Origin of the sequence: Campylobacter sp. 2018MI13 (assembly GCF_018501135.1) — a bacterium.
In the GTDB taxonomy this organism is placed as follows: domain Bacteria; phylum Campylobacterota; class Campylobacteria; order Campylobacterales; family Campylobacteraceae; genus Campylobacter_E.
On the sequence record NZ_JAHCZC010000281.1, the window covers coordinates 1 to 399 of the forward strand.

Below are 399 nucleotides of genomic sequence, written 5' to 3' on the forward strand. Positions count from 1 at the left end.
GTGTGCTTGATGTTCCCGTGCTTTTGGAGCATAAAACAGGCGTTACTGTACCGTATGTCCTGCTTGATAAAACGGGCGGCAGTGAGTCAAACCATTTGAAGAAGGCAACGGTTGCCATTCAATCGTACGGAACATCACTGTATAATGCGGCGAAGCTCAATGAGGATGTCATCCGAGCAATGGACGGGCTGACAACGGTTGAGAACGTCGGTGGTGCGCATCTTAACGGCAGCTACAATTTTACTGATACTGAAACTAAGAATTACCGCTATCAGGCGGTATATGATATTAACCAATTGTAAGGCTGGCCCCTATACCCATCTGACGCTGCCGACGAAATGAGAGGCGTGTTCATCTCGATACGGCGGCTGACATTAAAGAACAAACCAATTAGAAATG

Annotated in this window: 1 protein-coding gene; it reads left to right on the plus strand. The window is 47.1% G+C overall.

All coding sequences use genetic code 11. The features are described from left to right. Positions 1-302 (plus strand): hypothetical protein (locus KJQ99_RS10045; protein WP_214150761.1); only part of this gene is annotated, 302 nt, incomplete at its 5' end. Positions 303-399 lie beyond the last annotated feature (97 nt).